This window comes from Micromonospora chersina (assembly GCF_900091475.1).
Classification (GTDB): Bacteria; Actinomycetota; Actinomycetes; order Mycobacteriales; family Micromonosporaceae; genus Micromonospora; species Micromonospora chersina.
Genome location: NZ_FMIB01000002.1, coordinates 1,845,791 through 1,861,549, shown reverse-complemented (window position 1 = coordinate 1,861,549; position 15,759 = coordinate 1,845,791). Strand labels below are relative to the sequence as shown.

Below are 15,759 nucleotides of genomic sequence, written 5' to 3'. Positions count from 1 at the left end.
CTCCCGCCGCCCCGTGGACGGCCCCTGGCCCGGCACACCCGAGCCGTCCCGGCGCCCCGCCGAGCCCCCGCGCGGCTCCGGCGAGCCGTCCCGCCCGCCCCGCCGGAACCCGGACGCGCCGACCGGCCAGCAACCCCCGGTCCCGCCGGCTCCCGGCCGGATGAGCGGGCCGCCCGGCCCGCGCGTCGCGCCTCCCGCCGGCCCGGTTCCCGGCCGCCCCGCCCCCGACCGCGGTTACGGCGGCCCGAATCCCGGACCCGGCTGGCCGCAGTCCGCGGGGCCGGCCGCGGTTCCGCCCACCCCGCCCACGCCGCGCGGGCGGCACGGCGCCGAGGCGCCCGCCGGCCCGGCCGGTGGCGCACGGCCCGGTGGCGTGGATCCGGCGGTCCGCCCCGTCTCCGGTGGCGGCCGGCGCGCCCTACCCGACGACGCCGACCCGGGTGTCCGCCCGGTCTCCGGCGCCGGCCGCCGGCCGGCCCCCGGGGGCGGCGCGCCCGCACCGGGCCGTCGCGACGCGTCCGACGGTGCTCCGCTCGGCCGCCGGCCGGCGGCCGGTGCCGTCGACCCCGCGCTTCGGCCCGTCTCCGGTTCCGGCCGGCGGGCCGCCGCCGAGCCCGAGACCGGCCGTACCGGCGTGCCCTCGGCGCGCGCCGGCGCGACCGGCACCGGCCGGACCGCCGACCCGGTGAGCGGCGCGCCGCACCCGGGCGACGCCGGCTCGGGCCGTGGTCGCGCCCCACAGCGCCCCGAACCGTCCACGGCCGGGATGCCCCCCGTGGAGACCGCCGGCGGTCGGCCCGGTGGCCGTCGCCGTGCGGGGGAACCGAACCAGCCCGCGGTGCCGCGCACCGGGAACGCCCCGCCGGTGCCCGGTGCGGGACCCGACCCCGACCGCCGGCCGGACGGAACCGCGCCCACCCCGCGCCGCGCCCCGGCCGACGCCCCGCCCGGCTCCCGGCCCGGCGCCGACGTGCCACCGACCGGCCGGCGAGCCGGCGCCCTCCCGCCGGCGCCGGGCGGCCGCCCGGCCCCGGACGCTCCGGCGGTCCCGCCCGCCCGCCGCGGCGCTCCCGACGGAACCGCCATGCCGGCCGCCGGGCACGCCGCGCCCGAGAACTCCGCCGGGCCGCGCGGCCGCCGTGCCGTCCCGGACGACGCGGCGATGCCGTCCGGCCGCCGTGCGGCCGCCGATGACGCCGGCTTGGCGCCGGGTCGTCGGGGCGCGCGTGACGACGCGGCGATGCCCTCCGGTCGACGTGCCGCCGATGACGCCGGCTCGGCGCCCGGTCGGCGGGGTTCGCCCGACGACGCGCCGATGCCCTCCGGTCGGCGGGCCGCCGGTGACGGCCCGGCCGCGCCCGGCCGCCGCGCCGCGCCCGATGCTCCGGCCGGCCGCCGCGCCGCGCCGGACGTCCCGACCGGCCGCCGTGCCGCGTCCGACGCGGCGAGTGGACCCGGCGTGAGCGGTGACGTTCGGCCGTCCCCGCGTCGCGGGGCGCGCGGGGAGGCCGACGAGCCGCGTCCGCAGCGGCCCGAGCGGCCCGCCGACTGGCTGCGGCAGGCCGGCCGGACCGCGCACAGCGACCCCGCCATGCCGGCGGTCCGCCGCCCCGGCGGTCCCCCGGCCGACGAGCCGACCGGCGCCCGGCGTGGCGGGCCGGCGGGCGCCGACCCCGGCCCGGCCGGCCGTGCCGGCGCGGCCGTGCCGCCGGTGAAGCCCGACCAGCCCGGCCCCGCGCGGGGGGCGGCCCGGCCCGGCGGCCCGGCCGCCCGGCCGACCACTCCGGACGACGGCGCCCGTGGCGCCGCCCGACCGGACAGCGACCGCACCGGCGGCTTCGCGGCGGGCGGCGACCCGGCCCGTACCGGCGGATTCCCGGTCGGCGGTGACCCGGCCCGCACCGGCGGCTTCCCCGCCGGTGATCCCGCACGGACCGGTGGCTTCCCCGCGGGCGGCGACCCGCGTGGTCCCGCCCGTGGCTCGGCCCGCCCGGACGGCGGCGTGCCGCCCTCGGGCGACCCGCGCCCGGCCGGCGAGCCGGGACCGCGCGCCGCGGCCGGTGCGCCCCCGGTGGCCCGCGCGGCCGCCTCGGTGGGCCGCCCCGCGGCGCCGGAGGACCGGCCGGCCGGCCGGGCCACCCCGCTCGCCCCGGAACCCACCCGACCCGGCCCGGGCGGTTCGGGAGCCGTACCGCCGGGACCCGGCGCGCCGGCCGTGGCGCGGGCCGCGGCGGTCGTGCCGCCCGGAGAGCCGGCGGTGGCGCGAGCCGCCGCCGTCGTACCGCAGGGCGAGCCGGCGGGGGCGCGGCCGGTACCGGGCGACGGCGCCGGACCGGCGCTGCGGCGGGCCGAGGCCACGCCCGGGGAGGCCGGCGACACGGCGGGTGGCCTGCGCGGCGCCCGCTCGGAGCTGCGCCGGCAGATGCGCGAGCGGCGGCGGCTGCGGATGGGCATCCTCGCCCTGGTCAGCGTGGTGCTGCTCGGCGCCGTGCCGCTCTTCTTCGGACTGCGCACGCTGAGCCACGACCCGGTCTTCGACACCCTCGACGCGCTGGGCGTGCCGTCCTGGGCGGCGGCGAAGACGGTGGACAACGTGAGCGGCAGCCGGTGGTGTTTCGAGGAGTGCCGGCTGCGTGAACGCACCGTCGAGTCGCAGAAGGCGTGGAAGGAGACCGCCCAGGTCTACGAGGCGGCGCTGGCCCGCGACGGCTGGGAGCGCTGGAAGGTCAACCGCTGCCCGGAGCAGCAGGTGAAGGGGAGCTACACCTGCTGGCGCCGGGACGAACTCACCCTCGACCTCTGGGTCCGCGAGCCCACCTGCGTGCCGGCTCCGGCGGACGGCGAGGCTCCGCCGTCTCCGGCGCCCGCGCCCGCAGCGGGGGAGTGTGCCGGCTCGTTGGTGTCGGTGAAGGTGCGCAACGCGATCGACGACGAGCGCACCGGACCACAGCCGAGCACCGATCCGTCACTCACCGGTGAGGACCCGTACCCGACCCTCACCGACGATCCGCTCGGCGAGGCGACACCCTCACCGTCGTGAGCCGGTTTCCATCACGGACGGTAGGGTCTGGGGCTGGCGGGGCCCGTCCGCCCCGTTGACCGGTCACGGGTCGGCGTGCGGCGGACCGGGTAGGTACGGTCGCGCGTCCCGGGGCGTCGGGCCCCGGGACACTGCTTGAGGAGGACATGGGCGTGAGTGGTGGAGAGATCGCTGCGCTGATCGCGGCCGGCGCGTTCCTGATGCTGGTGCTCGTGCTGGCGGTGCCGATCCTGCGGCTGCGGCACACCGTGGACGCGACGACCCGCATGATCGCCGACCTGAACGACCGCACGGCGCCGCTGCTCGGTGACGTGAACACCACGGTGAAGAACGTCAACACCGCCCTGGAGCAGGTGCAGACCTCCCTGGACGGGGTCAACCTGCAACTCGCCAAGGTGGACACCATGACCACCCACGCGCAGAACGTCACCGCCAACGTGGCGAACCTGGCCGCCGTGGTCTCCGCCGCCGCCGCGAACCCGCTGGTCAAGGTCGCCGCCTTCGGCTACGGCGTGCGCAAGGCCGCCGCCGCCCGCCGGCACGCGGAGACCGAGCGCGAGGTGCGCGACACCATCAAGCAGCAGCGTCGGGCCGCCAGGCGCGGCAACCGCTGACCCGGCCGGCGAACAGCGGGAGGATGAGAGCATGAGGCGGTTGTTTTGGCTGGGCATCGGGCTGGCCGTGGGCGTGCTGGTGGTCCGTAAGGCCACGAAGACGGCGCAGGCGTACACGCCGGCGGGCATCGCCAGCGGGCTGTCCGAGTCGGCCGGCGGTCTCGTCGAGTCGGTCCGGAGCTTCGTGGACGACGTCCGGGCCGGCATGGCCGAGCGCGAGCAGGAGATCCACGAGGCCTTCGCCCGCGGCGAGGCGTACGACGACCAGTTCGCCGAGCTGCGGGAGGACCCGCGTATCGGCGACCGAGAGATTTTCCCGGAGGAGCACCAGCGATGAAGACGGCGGAGATCAAGCGGCGGTACCTCGCCCACTTCGAGGCCAACGGCCACACCGTGGTGCCGTCCGCTCCGCTGCCCGCCATCAGCGACCCGAACCTGCTGTTCGTCAACGCCGGCATGGTGCAGTTCGTCCCCTACTTCCTGGGCCAGCAGACCCCGCCGTACCGGCGCGCGGTCAGCGTGCAGAAGTGCATCCGGACGCCGGACATCGACGAGGTCGGCAAGACCAGCCGGCACGGCACGTTCTTCCAGATGAACGGCAACTTCTCCTTCGGCGACTACTTCAAGGACGGCGCCATCCCGCTGGCCTGGGACCTGGTCACCAAGCCGGTCGAGGCGGGCGGCTTCGGGCTGGACCCGGAGCGGATCTGGCCGACGGTCTACCTGGACGACGACGAGGCGTTCCAGATCTGGCGCTCGGTCGGCGTGCCCGCCGAGCGCATCGTCCGCCGGGGCAAGGCCGACAACTTCTGGTCGATGGGCATCCCCGGCCCGTGCGGTCCGTGCTCCGAGCTGTTCTACGACCGCGGCCCGGAGTACGGCCGCGAGGGCGGCCCGGCGGTCGACGAGGACCGCTACATGGAGTTCTGGAACCTCGTCTTCATGCAGTTCGAGCGGGGGCCGGGCACCGGCAAGGAGGACTACCCGATCCTCGGCGAGCTGCCGGCGAAGAACATCGACACCGGCATGGGCCTGGAGCGGATGGCCTCCATCCTGCAGGGCGTCGACAACCTCTACGAGATCGACGAGGTCCGCCCGATCCTCGCGAGGGCCGCGGAGCTGACCGGCAAGCGCTACGGCGCGCACTCCGGCCACGTGGCCAGCGAGTCGCACCCGGACGACGTGCGGCTGCGGGTGATCGCCGACCACGTGCGCACGGCCCTGATGCTCATCGGTGACGGGGTGACCCCGTCCAACGAGGGCCGCGGCTACGTGCTGCGCCGGATCATGCGGCGGGCCATCCGCGCGGTCCGCCTCCTCGGCTACCAGGACCGGGCGCTTCCCGAGCTGCTGCCGGTGGCCCGGGACTGCATGGCCCCGTCCTACCCGGAGCTGGCCGAGGAGTTCGGCCGGATCTCCCAGTACGCGTACGCCGAGGAGGACGCCTTCCTCGCCACGCTGCGGGCCGGCACCACGATCCTGGACACCGCCATCGCGGAGACCAAGTCGGCCGGCAGGGCGTCGATCTCCGGCGACAAGGCGTTCCAGCTGCACGACACGTACGGCTTCCCCATCGACCTGACGCTGGAGATCGCCGCCGAGCAGGGCCTCCAGGTCGACGCGGACGGCTTCCGCCGGCTGATGGCCGACCAGCGCAGCCGGGCCAAGGCCGACGCGCAGGCGCGCAAGACCGGGCACACCGACGTGTCGGCGTACCGGTCGGTGCTGGACGGCGGCGGTGCGGTGGAGTTCACCGGCTACACCGAGCTGAACCGGGAGTCCCGGGTGCGCGCGCTGCTGGCCGGCGGCGCCGAGGTGGCCGCGGCGGTCGAGGGCGACACGATCGAGCTGGTGCTCGACACCACCCCGTTCTACGCCGAGGGCGGCGGCCAGCAGCCCGACCAGGGTCTCATCACGGTCGGCGGCGGCCAGCTCGAGGTCTTCGACGTGCAGCAGCCGGTGCCGGGGCTGATCGTGCACCGGGCCAAGGTGCTGCGCGGCGAGGTGCGCGCCGGCGAGACCGGCTACGCCGAGATCGACGTGTCGCGCCGGCGGGCCATCTCCCGCTCGCACACCGCGACCCACCTGGTGCACCAGACCATGCGCAACTTCCTCGGCGAGTCGGCCACCCAGGCGGGTTCGCTGAACGCGCCGGGCCGCCTGCGGTTCGACTTCAACACCCCGACCGGGGTGGCGCCGAGCGTGCTGCACGACGTGGAGCAGCAGGTCAACGAGGTGCTCCTGGCCGACCTCGAGGTGCACGCCTTCATCACCACCCAGGAGGAGGCGCGCCGGATCGGCGCCATGGCGCTGTTCGGCGAGAAGTACGGCGAGCGGGTCCGGGTCGTCGAGGTCGGCGACTACGCCCGCGAGCTGTGCGGCGGCACGCACGTGGCCCGCTCCGCCCAGCTCGGCCTCGTCAAGATCCTCTCCGAGGCGTCGGTCGGCTCCGGCGTGCGCCGGATCGAGGCGCTCGTCGGCATGGACGCCTTCGGCTTCCTGGCCCGGGAGCACCTGCTGGTCTCCCGGCTCGCCGAGCTGTTCCGCGTGCCGGGCGACCAGGTCGCCGACCGGGTGGAGCAGACCGTCACCCAGCTCCGCGACGCGGAGAAGGAGCTGGAGAAGCTGCGCGCCCAGCTCGTGCTCGGTGGGGCGGCGGCCCTCGCCGCGCAGGCGAAGGACGTCCGTGGTGTCGCGTACGTCGGCACCGAGGCGCCCGAGGGCGCGGCCGGCAACGACGTGCGGACCCTGGCCCAGGAGATCCGGGGCCGGATCGACCCGGCCCGCCCGGCCGTGGTGGCGGTGGCCGCCCGGGCCAACGGGAAGGCGTCCCTCGTGGTGGCCGTGAACCAGGCCGCTCGGGGTCGGGGCCTGACCGCGAAGGATCTGGTGAAGGCGGCCTTCTCCGGCCGGGGCGGCGGCAGCGACGACCTCGCTCAGGGCGGCGGCCTGCCCGCCGCCGAGGCGCCGAACCTGCTGGCCACCGTGGAGAAGGCGATCGCCGACGCCTGATGTGTGGCACCGATCGACGCCAGGGCGGACCGCTCGGTCCGCCCTGGCCCGTACCGGAGGAAAGGTGTCCGGTAGATGGCTGAACTGTCCCGCGGTGTCCGGCTCGGGGTCGACGTCGGCCAGGTCCGTGTCGGGGTGGCCCGCTCCGACCCGCACGGCATCCTGGCCACCCCGCTGGTCACCCTCGCCCGCGACCTGACGGCCGCGCCGGACGCGGTGCCCACCGACATCGCCGAGCTGGTGCGGCTCGCCGCCGAGCACGAGGCGGTCGAGGTCGTGGTCGGCCTGCCGGTCAACCTCGCCGGAAAGCACGGCCCCGCGGCGGAAAACGTCTCGGCCTATGCTGCCCGGTTGGCCGATGTAATGGGGCCGATTCCGGTGACGCTGACGGACGAGAGGATGTCGACCGTGGTCGCGAGTCGTAGGCTGGCCGAACGGGGCGTCCGGGGAAAGCGCCAACGGGCGGTGGTCGACCAGGCCGCCGCGGTGGAGATTCTGCAGAGCTGGCTGGACGCGCAGCGGAGGCGGACGCAATGATCGACGATCTTGACCTGGGCTTCGACGACGCGGAGAGGGGGGAGAAGGGCCGGCACCGGCGCGGCGCCGTGCGCAAGCGCAACGGCGGGTCGGGTGGCGGCCGGGGCAAGACCATCTTCGCCCTGCTGATGGCGCTCGTGCTGCTGGGCGGCATCGGTGGTGGCGCGTACGTCGGCTTCGACCGGATCCGCAACCACTTCGTCACCCCCGACTACGACGGCCCCGGCACAGGCGAGGCGCTCGTCGAGGTGAAGGCCGGCGACACCCTCACCGACATCGGGAACAATCTCTACGACGCCGGCGTGGTGAAGAGCACCAAGGCGTTCATCGAGGCCGCCGACGCGAACTCGCGCAGCAAGAACATCCAGGTCGGCCGGTACAAGGTCCGCAAGCAGATGAAGGCCGCGGACGTGATCACGCTGATGCTCGACCCGAAGAGCCGGGTGATCAACGGGGTGACCATCCCCGAGGGCACGATCAGCCTGAACATCTACCAGATCCTCTCGAAGCAGACGAAGATCCCGGTCAAGGACTTCCAGGACGCCGCGAAGGACCCGCTCAAGCTGGGCGTGCCCGCCTTCTGGTTCAACCGGGAGGACGGCAAGAAGGGCCCGAAGAGCATCGAGGGCTTCCTCTACCCGTCGACCTACGAGATCCCGCCGAAGGCCACCGCCGAGCAGATCCTGTCGATGATGGTGAACGAGTTCCTCCGCGTCACCCAGGAGCTCAACTTCGTCGACCGGGCGCAGAAGGAGCGCAAGATCTCCCCGTACGAGGCGCTGATCACCGCCTCGATCGCCGAGGCCGAGTCGGTAAACGCGGTCGACCTGCCCAAGGTCTCCCGGGTGATCTACAACCGGGTCTACGCCGGCAAGATCGGCTGCAAGTGCCTCGGCATCGACAGCGGCATCAACTACTACTTCCGCCTGCAGGGCAAGGACCCGAAGGACTCCGACGACCTGCTGCAGAGCGAGATCAACGACCTGAAGAACCCGTACAACACGCACAACGTGGCCGGCCTGCCGATCACCCCGATCAGCAACCCGGGCCAGGCGGCGCTCAAGGGTGCCCTGGAGCCCCCGCCCGGCGACTGGATCTTCTTCATGACCGTCGACCAGAAGGGCACCATGGGCTACGGCTCGAACGACGCCGACTTCCGGAAGCTGCAGAAGCAGATGTGCGACAACAAGGTGCTCACCGGGGAGAACTGCACCTGATGAAGGCCGCCGTCGTGGGCCGGCCGATCGCCCACTCGCTCTCCCCGGTGATCCACAACGCCGGGTACGCGGCGGCCGGGCTGACCGGGTGGTCGTACACCCGGATCGAATGCGGGGCCGACGAGCTGGCCGGCCTGGTCGCGGGCCTGGGCCCGGAGTGGGCCGGCCTGTCGGTCACCATGCCGGGCAAGGAGGCGGCGCTCGCGCTGGCCGACGAGGTCTCGCCGGTCGCCGCCGCGGTGGGCGCGGCCAACACGCTGGTACGCCGACCGGACGGCACCTGGTACGCCGACAACACCGACGTCGCCGGCATGGTCGACGTGCTCACGGCCGCCGGCTGCGCGTCGGGCGCCACGGTCACCGTGCTCGGCGCGGGCGGCACCGCCCGGGCGGCCGTCGCGGCGGCGGCCCGGATCGGCGCCGCCGAGGTGACAGTGGTGGCCCGCCGGCCCGAGGCCGTGCACGAGCTGTGCCCGATGGCCGAGGCGGTCGGTGTCCCGCTGGTCGGCGCGCCCTGGGACGGCGACCCGGCGCACGCCCGGGCCGACCTCGTGGTCTCCACGGTGCCGAAGGGCGTGGCCGACCCGCTCGCCGAGAACTTCGACTGGCGGCCGGCGACGGTCTTCTTCGACGTGGTCTACGACCCGTGGCCCACCCCGCTCGCCGCCGCGGCGCTCGCCGCGGGTTGCCGGGTGGTCTCGGGGCTGGACCTGCTGCTGGCCCAGGCGCTCGGGCAGTTCGAGCAGTTCACCGGCGTGTCCGCACCCCGCGAGGCGATGCGCGCCGCGCTGGCCGAGGCGCGCGCCGCGGCCTGACCCATGAGATCACCGGTCCGCGGCGCGGCCGCCGACCGGACGGGCGCGTCCGTAGGGCGGGACGCGGCGGGCAGGGCGACGCGGCGGACACCGGGCGTGACAGACTGACCGCTGTGTTGCGCTGGCTGACTGCAGGTGAATCGCACGGACCCGCCCTCGTCGCGCTGCTGGAGGGTGTGCCCGCCGGCGTCGAGGTGACCACCACGGAGATCTCCGGTGAGCTGGCCCGGCGCCGGCTCGGCTACGGCCGGGGCGCCCGGATGTCCTTCGAGCAGGACGAGGTCGAGATCATCGGCGGGCTCCGGCACGGCGTGACGATCGGCAGCCCGGTGGCCGTCCGGGTGGGCAACTCGGAGTGGCCGAAGTGGCGCACCGTGATGGCCGCCGACCCGGTCGACGCCGACGAGCTGGCCGGTCAGGCCCGCAACGCCCCGCTCACCCGCCCCCGCCCCGGTCACGCCGACCTGGCCGGCATGCAGAAGTACGGCCACACCGACGCCCGGCCGATCCTGGAGCGGGCCAGCGCCCGGGAGACCGCCGCCCGGGTCGCCGTGGGCGCGGTCGCCAAGGCCCTGGTCAAGCAGGCCCTCGGCATCGAGATCGTCTCCCACGTGGTGGAGCTGGGCCCGGTCGCCGCCAAGCCCGGCCTGCGGCCCACGCCGGAGGACACCGCCCGGATCGACGCCGACCCGCTGCGCTGCCTCGACCCGGAGGCCAGCGCCCGGATGGTCGCCGAGGTCGACGCCGCCAAGAAGGCCGCCGACACGCTCGGCGGCGTGGTCGAGGTGCTGGCGTACGGGGTGCCGCCGGGCCTGGGCAGCCACGTGCAGTGGGACCGCAAGCTGGACGCCCGGCTGGCCACCGCGCTGATGTCGATCCAGGCCATCAAGGGCGTGGAGATCGGCGACGGCTGGTTGCAGGCACGTTCCCGCGGTTCGGAGGCGCACGACGAGATCCTGCCCACCGCCACCGGCGTACGGCGGGTGACCGACCGGGCCGGCGGCCTGGAGGGCGGCATCACCACCGGCGAGCCGCTGCGGGTGAAGGCGGCCATGAAGCCGATCTCCTCGCTGAACCGGGCCCTGTCCACTGTCGACGTGGTCACCGGCGAGCCGGCCACCGCGATCAACCAGCGCTCCGACGTGTGCGCGGTGCCGGCCGCGGCCGTGGTGGCCGAGGCCATGGTGGCGCTCGTGCTGGCCGAGGCGGCGGTGGAGAAGTTCGGCGGGGACTCGGTCGCCGAGATGCGCCGTAACCTGTCCGGCTACCTCGACGCCCTGGTGATCAAATGAGCACCCGGCCGGTCTGCGTGCTGGTGGGGGCGCCCGGCTCGGGCAAGACCACTGTGGGGCGGGCGCTCGCCGTGGCGCTCGGCGTCGAGTTCCGGGACACGGACACCGACATCGAGCAGCTCGCCGGCAAGCCGATCCCGGAGATCTTCGTGGACGAGGGGGAGGAGCACTTCCGTACCCTCGAACGCGCCGCGGTGGCGGCGGGGCTGGCCTCGCACCCGGGGGTGCTCGCCCTCGGCGGCGGCGCGGTCCTCGCCGAGGAGAACCGCGCCGCGCTGATCGGGCACACAGTGGTGCACCTGTCGGTGGAGCTGCCCGACGCGGTGAAGCGGGTCGGGCTGGGCTCCGGCCGACCGCTGCTGGCGCTCAACCCGCGCGCCACGCTGAAGCACCTCATGGAGCAGCGCCGCCCGCTCTACGCCGAGGTGGCCACCGCGACAGTGCGCACCGACGGGCGTGACCCCGAGGAGATCGCCACCGAGGTCGCCGCCCTGCTCAAGCCCTGACGGGGGAGGGCCGGGGCGCCGCCCGCTCCGGCCGCCAGGTGACGAGCAGGGCGAGGGCCAGCAGGATCTCCGCGAGGTCGCCGCCGTAGTACATCACCGTGGCGCCGGCCCGCAGCTCGTCCCCGGTCGCCGGCACGTCCACCAGCACGCCGGCGTAGAGCAGTTGGGCGAGCACGGCGTGCGCCACCACCCCCGCACCGAGCACCACGAGGCGGACCGGTACCCGGGGGCGGTGCGGTCCCGGGTCGGGGCCGGCGACCGACCAGGTGAAGAGGTAGCCGCTGAGCACGAAGTGCAGCAGCACCAGCCCGTGCAGCGCCGGACTCGCCAGGGTGGCCCGGTACAGCGGGGTCAGGTACAGCAACCACAGCCCGCCCGCCGTGAGCGCCAGCCCGGTCACCGGATGGGCGAGCACCCGCGGGACCGGGTGCCGCAGCAGCCGCAGCGCGGCCCGCCCGACCCGCCGGTCCACCGTGCGCAGCGCCAGCGTGCCGGGGGCGCCGAGCACCAGGGCGAGCGGGGCCAGCATGCCCAGCAGCAGGTGCTGCGCCATGTGCCCGGGCACTTCGGTCACGGGCAGCAGCAGCCCGGCGGCGAGCAGCGCCGCGCCGAGGCCGAAGCTCGCCGTCCGCCGGTGGTCCCACCCGGGCCGGCCCGGGTCCCGCTGCCGCAGCGCCGCCGCCAGGTAGGCCCAGAACAGCGCCAGGGGTACGAGCGCGGCGGCCGGGAAGCCGCCGGCCGCGTGCCCGGCGTGGGCGAGGCTCACCGCCGCTCCGGGGCGCAGAGGTCGACGACGGCGGCCCGCCGCTGCACCGCCCAGCCGACCACGACGAGGACCGCGCCGAGGGCCAGGAAGCCGAGGTCCCACCAGAGCTGGTGCGGGCCGCCGTGCACGTGGTGGATGCCGAGGATCTGGTGGTCGACGATCCCCTCGACCAGGTTGAACAGGCCCCAGCCGACAAGCGCCCAGCCCCACAGCGCGGGGGAGCGCCACAGCCGGCCGCGGGACCGGGTGACCCGGGCGTAGAGCAGCGCCAGGCCGGTGAGCACCGCCACCCAGGTGACGGTGTGGAACAGCCCGTCCCAGACGGTGTTCATCTGCAACCCGGGCACGGTGTCGACCGGGTACGGCTTGATCCCGAGCCGGTCGCTGTCGGTGCTGCTCAGCATGTGGTGCCACTGGAGCAACTGGTGGAGCAGGATGCCGTCGGCGAAGCCGCCCAGCCCCACTCCGAGGATCGTGGCCGGCACCCGGATGTCCGCGCCGTCGATGGCTGGTCGGTTCATGCCCGCACCTCCGCCGTTGGGGGTTTCGTCCCACCGTTACTGCCCGCACCCGTCCCGTCAAACATCGGTGACGCCGTGCCGGCCACGGAGTGGACACTCGCCGCCCCGGCGGCGTCCGCTCGGCTAGGCTGCCGGCGATGGACGAGGTGACCCGGATCCCGGTCGGCGGCGACCGGCCGTACGACGTGCTGGTGGGACGCGACCTGCTCGACCCGCCGCCCCGGCTGCTGCCCGGCGCCGACCGGGTGGCCTTCCTGCACGCGCCCCCGCTCAAGGCGCTGGCCGAGGAGCTGGCCGGGCGGGTGCGCGCGGCCGGGGTCGCGCCGCTGCTCATCGAGGTGCCGGACGCCGAGGCGGGCAAGCACATCGACGTGGCGGCGGCCTGCTGGGACCGGCTCGGCGAGGCCGGCTTCACCCGCACCGACGCGGTGGTCGGGGTGGGCGGCGGCGCCGTCACCGACCTGGCCGGCTTCGTGGCGGCCAGCTGGCTGCGCGGGGTGCGCTGGGTGCCGGTGGCGACCTCCCTGCTGGGCATGGTCGACGCCGCCGTCGGCGGCAAGACCGGGATCAACACCGCGGCCGGCAAGAACCTGGTGGGCGCCTTCCACCCGCCGGCCGGGGTGATCTGCGACCTGGCGACCCTGGACAGCCTGCCGCGGGCCGACCTGGCCGCCGGGATGGCCGAGGTGGTCAAGTGCGGGTTCATCGCCGACCCGGTGATCCTCGACCTGGTGGAGCGGGACCCGGGCGCCGCGCTGGACCCGACCGGGCCGGTGACCCGCGAGCTGATCGAGCGCGCGGTGCGGGTCAAGGCCGACGTGGTCTCGGGCGACCTGCGCGAGTCCGGGGTGCGCGAGGTGCTCAACTACGGGCACACACTGGCACACGCCATCGAGAAGGTGGAGGGCTACCGCTGGCGGCACGGTCACGCCGTCGCGGTGGGCCTGGTCTACGCGGCCACCCTGGCCCGGCTGGCCGGCCGGCTGGACGCGGCCACCGCCCAGCGGCACCGGGCCGTGGTGGCGGCGCTCGGCCTGCCCACCGGCTACCGGGCCGACGCCTGGCCCGAGCTGCTGGCCGCCATGCGGGTGGACAAGAAGGCCCGGGGCAGCCGGCTGCGCTTCGTGGTCCTGGACGGCCTGGCCCGCCCGGCGATCCTGGAGGCGCCGCCGGACGAGCTGCTGGCCGAGGCCTACCGGGAGATCAGCTCATGAGGGTGTACGTGCTCAACGGGCCGAACCTGGGCCGGCTCGGCACCCGCCAGGTCGACGTCTACGGGGTGACCAGCTACGCGGACCTGGTCACGATGTGCGAGAAGACCGGTCACGAGCTGGGGCTGGACGTGGTGGTCCGGCAGACCGACGCCGAGCACGAGCTGCTGGGCTGGCTGCACGCGGCGGCCGACGAGGGCGCGGCCGTGGTGCTCAACCCGGCGGCCTGGTCGCACTACTCGATCGCGGTCCGGGACGCCTGCGCCATGCTCCGCGGCCCGCTGGTCGAGGTGCACATCTCCAACATCCACGCCCGCGAGGAGTTCCGGCACCACTCGGTGGTCTCGGCGGTGGCCACCGGGGTCATCTGCGGGCTGGGCGTCGACGGCTACCGGCTGGCCCTGCACCACCTGGCCAGCCGCGTTCGGTGACGTTCGGCACGTCCGGGGCGGGTGATCCGGGCCGGTAGGCGGTGGCCGGCGCTCAGCGCGGCGGCCCCGGTTCGACACAGCTAGTAGACTTCACAGGTCTGTCCGCCAATTGATGATCAAGGCAGGAAATGGCCACCACCAACGACCTCAAGAACGGCCTGGTACTCAACCTCGACGGCGAGCTGTGGGCCGTCGTCGAGTTCCAGCACGTCAAGCCCGGTAAGGGCGGTGCGTTCGTGCGTACCACGCTGAAGAATGTGCTGTCCGGCAAGGTGGTCGACAAGACCTTCAACGCGGGCACCAAGGTCGAGACCGCGACCGTCGACAAGCGCACCATGCAGTACCTCTACGCCGACGGCGAGGACTACGTCTTCATGGACCTGGAGACGTTCGACCAGATCACCGTCCCCGGCGGCACCGTCGGCGAGGCGGCCAACTACCTCCTCCCGGAGGCCGAGGCCACCGTCGCCACCCACGAGGGCGTGCCGCTCTACATCGAGCTGCCGACCTCGGTCGTGCTGGAGATCACCTACACCGAGCCGGGCCTGCAGGGCGACCGGTCGACCGGCGGCAACAAGCCGGCCACCGTCGAGACCGGCGCGACCGTCCAGGTGCCGCTCTTCATCACCACCGGCGAGAAGATCAAGGTCGACACCCGCGACGGCCGTTACCTCGGCCGAGCCTGATGGCCGAGGGTCCCAAGCAGCAGATGCCGGCGCGCCGCAAGGCGCGCAAGCGGGCGCTGGACGTGCTCTTCGAGGCCGACCTGCGGGACCGGCCGCCCGTGGAGGTGCTCGCCGGCTATCTGGAGCGGATCGAGAAGCCCCGCCCGGAGCACGTGGGCTACGCGGTGAGCCTGGTCGAGGGCGTCGCGGCGCACCTGGACCGGATCGACGAGGTGATCGCCAGCTACGCCGAGGGGTGGACGCTGGACCGGATGCCGGTCGTCGACCGCAACCTGGCCCGCATCGCGGTCTACGAGCTGCTCTACGTCGACGAGATCGACGACGCGGTGGCGATCAGCGAGGCCGTCGAGCTGGCCCGCCAGATGTCGACCGACGACTCGCCGCGCTTCCTCAACGGCATCCTCGGCCGCATCGCCGAGTACGCCACCCGCTGAACCACCCGGCACACGACGAAGGGCCCGCGCCGAACGGCGCGGGCCCTTCGTGTCGAGCGGGTCAGGACGCGAAGAACGCCCGCGGGTCGGCGACCAGCACACCGTGCTCGGTGAGCCGCTCGATCAGGCCCGACGGCGAGGCGTCGTAGACGATCGCGAGGGCGCGCAGGTCGTCGGCGCGGATGGAGAGCACCCGGCCGTTGTAGTCGCCGCGCTGCTGCTGGATGGCGCGGGCGTACCGGGCGACGTAGGCGAGGTCCTCGGAGGCCTCGTCGTAGAGCCGCTCCAGGTCGAGAACGATCTTGCTGGTGGGCTCGTGGCGCACCCCGCTGCCGTCGGGCAGCAGCTCCGAGACGGGAACGCGGTAGAAGTCGGCCAGCTCCGCCAGGCGGGACACGGTGACGGCCCGGTCGCCGCGCTCGTACGAGCCGACCACCACGGCCTTCCACCGCCCGTTCGACTTCTCCTCCACCCCCTGCAGGGACAGGCCCTGCTGCTGGCGGATGGAGCGCAGGCGGGCGCCCAGCGACTTGGCGTATTCAGAGGGCATTCGGACACTCCCAGTGCTGCTCGGGGTTCTCCCAGCTATCGCTACGGAGCGTGACGGTACGGGGATTGCGACACGGGGTCAAGTGTTGGTGACGACCCCAGTTGGGGAGGGCGTACGGCTTGTCCGC

General features: G+C 74.7%; 16 protein-coding genes. 13 read left to right on the top strand and 3 right to left on the bottom strand.

Features of this window, described 5'->3' with window-relative positions:
• The first annotated feature begins 2,422 nt into the window (after window positions 1–2,422).
• From GA0070603_RS08575 to GA0070603_RS08535, 9 genes are all read left to right on the top strand, one after another.
• Window positions 2,423–3,040: a hypothetical protein gene (locus tag GA0070603_RS08575; protein ID WP_091321701.1), complete on the top strand. Its 618-nt coding sequence runs from the start codon at window positions 2,423–2,425 to the stop codon at window positions 3,038–3,040.
• A 152-nt stretch (window positions 3,041–3,192) separates the two neighbouring features.
• The gene (locus GA0070603_RS08570) at window positions 3,193–3,654 is read left to right on the top strand and encodes a DUF948 domain-containing protein (protein ID WP_091321699.1); all 462 of its coding nucleotides are present in this window, start codon (window positions 3,193–3,195) and stop codon (window positions 3,652–3,654) included.
• A 31-nt stretch (window positions 3,655–3,685) separates the two neighbouring features.
• The gene (locus tag GA0070603_RS08565; RefSeq protein ID WP_091309802.1) at window positions 3,686–3,991 is read left to right on the top strand and encodes a hypothetical protein; all 306 of its coding nucleotides are present in this window, start codon (window positions 3,686–3,688) and stop codon (window positions 3,989–3,991) included.
• Window positions 3,988–6,666 (top strand): alanine--tRNA ligase, encoded by a 2,679-nt coding sequence (gene alaS / locus GA0070603_RS08560; RefSeq protein ID WP_091309799.1) that lies wholly within the window; start codon window positions 3,988–3,990, stop codon window positions 6,664–6,666. The genes GA0070603_RS08565 and alaS overlap by 4 nt, the downstream gene beginning before the upstream one ends.
• A 75-nt stretch (window positions 6,667–6,741) precedes the next feature.
• On the top strand, window positions 6,742–7,203 hold the full coding sequence (ruvX, locus tag GA0070603_RS08555; RefSeq protein WP_091309796.1) for a Holliday junction resolvase RuvX: 462 nt from the start codon (window positions 6,742–6,744) through the stop codon (window positions 7,201–7,203).
• Window positions 7,200–8,420: an endolytic transglycosylase MltG gene (mltG, locus tag GA0070603_RS08550; RefSeq protein WP_091309793.1), complete on the top strand. Its 1,221-nt coding sequence runs from the start codon at window positions 7,200–7,202 to the stop codon at window positions 8,418–8,420. Before ruvX ends, mltG begins: the two co-directional genes overlap by 4 nt.
• Window positions 8,420–9,235 (top strand): shikimate dehydrogenase, encoded by an 816-nt coding sequence (locus GA0070603_RS08545; protein ID WP_091309790.1) that lies wholly within the window; start codon window positions 8,420–8,422, stop codon window positions 9,233–9,235. The genes mltG and GA0070603_RS08545 overlap by 1 nt, the downstream gene beginning before the upstream one ends.
• A gap of 113 nt (window positions 9,236–9,348) precedes the next feature.
• Window positions 9,349–10,527: a chorismate synthase gene (gene aroC, locus GA0070603_RS08540; protein WP_091309786.1), complete on the top strand. Its 1,179-nt coding sequence runs from the start codon at window positions 9,349–9,351 to the stop codon at window positions 10,525–10,527.
• Window positions 10,524–11,033, top strand: coding sequence for a shikimate kinase (locus tag GA0070603_RS08535; RefSeq protein ID WP_091309783.1), 510 nt, complete (start codon window positions 10,524–10,526; stop codon window positions 11,031–11,033). Before aroC ends, GA0070603_RS08535 begins: the two co-directional genes overlap by 4 nt.
• Here GA0070603_RS08535 and GA0070603_RS08530 read toward each other — a convergent pair.
• Both GA0070603_RS08530 and GA0070603_RS08525 read right to left on the bottom strand, forming a co-directional pair.
• Window positions 11,023–11,799, bottom strand: coding sequence for a cytochrome c oxidase assembly protein (locus tag GA0070603_RS08530; RefSeq protein WP_091309780.1), 777 nt, complete (start codon window positions 11,797–11,799; stop codon window positions 11,023–11,025). The two genes, GA0070603_RS08535 and GA0070603_RS08530, sit on opposite strands and share 11 nt — an antisense overlap.
• Window positions 11,796–12,320 (bottom strand): DUF2243 domain-containing protein, encoded by a 525-nt coding sequence (locus tag GA0070603_RS08525; RefSeq protein ID WP_091309777.1) that lies wholly within the window; start codon window positions 12,318–12,320, stop codon window positions 11,796–11,798. Before GA0070603_RS08525 ends, GA0070603_RS08530 begins: the two co-directional genes overlap by 4 nt.
• Window positions 12,321–12,457: 137 nt before the next feature.
• Here GA0070603_RS08525 and aroB point away from each other — a divergent pair, with 137 nt between their 5' ends.
• The 4 genes from aroB to nusB all read left to right on the top strand — a co-directional run bounded on the left by aroB (window position 12,458) and on the right by nusB (window position 15,082).
• A complete protein-coding gene (gene aroB / locus GA0070603_RS08520; RefSeq protein WP_091309774.1) occupies window positions 12,458–13,534 on the top strand; it encodes a 3-dehydroquinate synthase in 1,077 nt (358 codons plus the stop codon).
• Window positions 13,531–13,962, top strand: coding sequence for a type II 3-dehydroquinate dehydratase (gene aroQ, locus GA0070603_RS08515; protein WP_091309771.1), 432 nt, complete (start codon window positions 13,531–13,533; stop codon window positions 13,960–13,962). Before aroB ends, aroQ begins: the two co-directional genes overlap by 4 nt.
• 128 nt (window positions 13,963–14,090) lie before the next feature.
• The gene (gene efp, locus GA0070603_RS08510; RefSeq protein WP_007075814.1) at window positions 14,091–14,648 is read left to right on the top strand and encodes an elongation factor P; all 558 of its coding nucleotides are present in this window, start codon (window positions 14,091–14,093) and stop codon (window positions 14,646–14,648) included.
• 23 nt (window positions 14,649–14,671) lie between these two features.
• Window positions 14,672–15,082: a transcription antitermination factor NusB gene (gene nusB, locus GA0070603_RS08505; protein WP_208863014.1), complete on the top strand. Its 411-nt coding sequence runs from the start codon at window positions 14,672–14,674 to the stop codon at window positions 15,080–15,082.
• A gap of 61 nt (window positions 15,083–15,143) precedes the next feature.
• Here nusB and bldD read toward each other — a convergent pair whose 3' ends face one another.
• A complete protein-coding gene (bldD, locus tag GA0070603_RS08500; RefSeq protein ID WP_013285505.1) occupies window positions 15,144–15,632 on the bottom strand; it encodes a transcriptional regulator BldD in 489 nt (162 codons plus the stop codon).
• Window positions 15,633–15,759 lie beyond the last annotated feature (127 nt).

Excerpts from the sequence above, each read along its gene's own strand:
- bldD (WP_013285505.1), bottom strand. The coding sequence starts at position 15,632 with ATGCCCTCTGAATACGCCAAGTCGCTGGGCGCCCGCCTGCGCTCCATC.
- aroQ (WP_091309771.1), top strand. The coding sequence starts at position 13,531 with ATGAGGGTGTACGTGCTCAACGGGCCGAACCTGGGCCGGCTCGGCACC.
- ruvX (WP_091309796.1), top strand. The coding sequence starts at position 6,742 with ATGGCTGAACTGTCCCGCGGTGTCCGGCTCGGGGTCGACGTCGGCCAG.
- GA0070603_RS08565 (WP_091309802.1), top strand. The coding sequence starts at position 3,686 with ATGAGGCGGTTGTTTTGGCTGGGCATCGGGCTGGCCGTGGGCGTGCTG.
- GA0070603_RS08545 (WP_091309790.1), top strand. The coding sequence starts at position 8,420 with ATGAAGGCCGCCGTCGTGGGCCGGCCGATCGCCCACTCGCTCTCCCCG.
- GA0070603_RS08535 (WP_091309783.1), top strand. The coding sequence starts at position 10,524 with ATGAGCACCCGGCCGGTCTGCGTGCTGGTGGGGGCGCCCGGCTCGGGC.
- alaS (WP_091309799.1), top strand. The coding sequence starts at position 3,988 with ATGAAGACGGCGGAGATCAAGCGGCGGTACCTCGCCCACTTCGAGGCC.
- GA0070603_RS08525 (WP_091309777.1), bottom strand. The coding sequence starts at position 12,320 with ATGAACCGACCAGCCATCGACGGCGCGGACATCCGGGTGCCGGCCACG.
- aroB (WP_091309774.1), top strand. The coding sequence starts at position 12,458 with ATGGACGAGGTGACCCGGATCCCGGTCGGCGGCGACCGGCCGTACGAC.
- mltG (WP_091309793.1), top strand. The coding sequence starts at position 7,200 with ATGATCGACGATCTTGACCTGGGCTTCGACGACGCGGAGAGGGGGGAG.
- GA0070603_RS08575 (WP_091321701.1), top strand. The coding sequence starts at position 2,423 with ATGCGCGAGCGGCGGCGGCTGCGGATGGGCATCCTCGCCCTGGTCAGC.
- nusB (WP_208863014.1), top strand. The coding sequence starts at position 14,672 with ATGCCGGCGCGCCGCAAGGCGCGCAAGCGGGCGCTGGACGTGCTCTTC.
- efp (WP_007075814.1), top strand. The coding sequence starts at position 14,091 with ATGGCCACCACCAACGACCTCAAGAACGGCCTGGTACTCAACCTCGAC.